General features: G+C 44.5%; 4 tRNA genes. All 4 read left to right on the top strand.

The features are described from left to right. The first annotated feature begins 47 nt into the window (after positions 1 to 47). The 4 genes from ACERC7_RS10715 (at position 48) to ACERC7_RS10700 (ending at position 483) form a co-directional block, all read left to right on the top strand. Positions 48 to 120: transfer RNA gene (locus ACERC7_RS10715), tRNA-Val, on the top strand. Between the two features lie 13 nt (positions 121 to 133). Beyond that, a tRNA-Gly gene (locus tag ACERC7_RS10710) sits at positions 134 to 204 on the top strand. 110 nt (positions 205 to 314) lie between these two features. Next, positions 315 to 388: transfer RNA gene (locus ACERC7_RS10705), tRNA-Ile, on the top strand. A gap of 23 nt (positions 389 to 411) precedes the next feature. Then, a tRNA-Glu gene (locus ACERC7_RS10700) sits at positions 412 to 483 on the top strand. Positions 484 to 659: the final 176 nt, after the last annotated feature.

The raw sequence follows: 659 nt of genomic DNA, 5'->3' as shown, positions 1-659 counted from the left end.
TGAGATATGGTAGTTGCTTAGCAGATACTGAGGAGAAATCCTCGTTGGGGAGTTTAGCTCAGCTGGGAGAGCATCTGCCTTACAAGCAGAGGGTCAGCGGTTCGATCCCGTTAACTCCCATTATTTTTAATAAGCGGGTGTAGTTTAGTGGTAAAACTACAGCCTTCCAAGCTGTTGTCGCGAGTTCGATTCTCGTCACCCGCTTTGTAATACTATATTACAAAACAATCCAAGCAATTTGCTNTTGTCGCGAGTTCGATTCTCGTCACCCGCTTTGTAATACTATATTACAAAACAATCCAAGCAATTTGCTTGGGCGCGTAGCTCAGGTGGTTAGAGCGCACGCCTGATAAGCGTGAGGTCGGTGGTTCGAGTCCACTCGTGCCCATTCACTCAGTGAGTGAGAGATATGCTCCGTTGGTCAAGGGGTTAAGACACCGCCTTTTCACGGCGGTAACACGGGTTCGAATCCCGTACGGAGTGTTTTTTATAAATAATAAGATTTTAAGAGGACTGATGTGTTCTCTTTTTTGACTCTTTGTCAACTGTAGTGGGTTGACCCACTTAACACCGAGAGAGGACAGTTCTTGTCTTCTCTCGTTTTATGTTTATGGCAATGAAAATGCGAGTTTTGTCTTTTCAAAGTTTCTGAAACCAAA

It is taken from the genome of Streptococcus sp. E17BB, assembly GCF_041807725.1.
Classification (GTDB): Bacteria; Bacillota; Bacilli; order Lactobacillales; family Streptococcaceae; genus Streptococcus; species Streptococcus entericus.
Note: the sequence above shows the minus strand (reverse complement) of the source record. Positions and strands in the feature narration are given on the sequence as shown.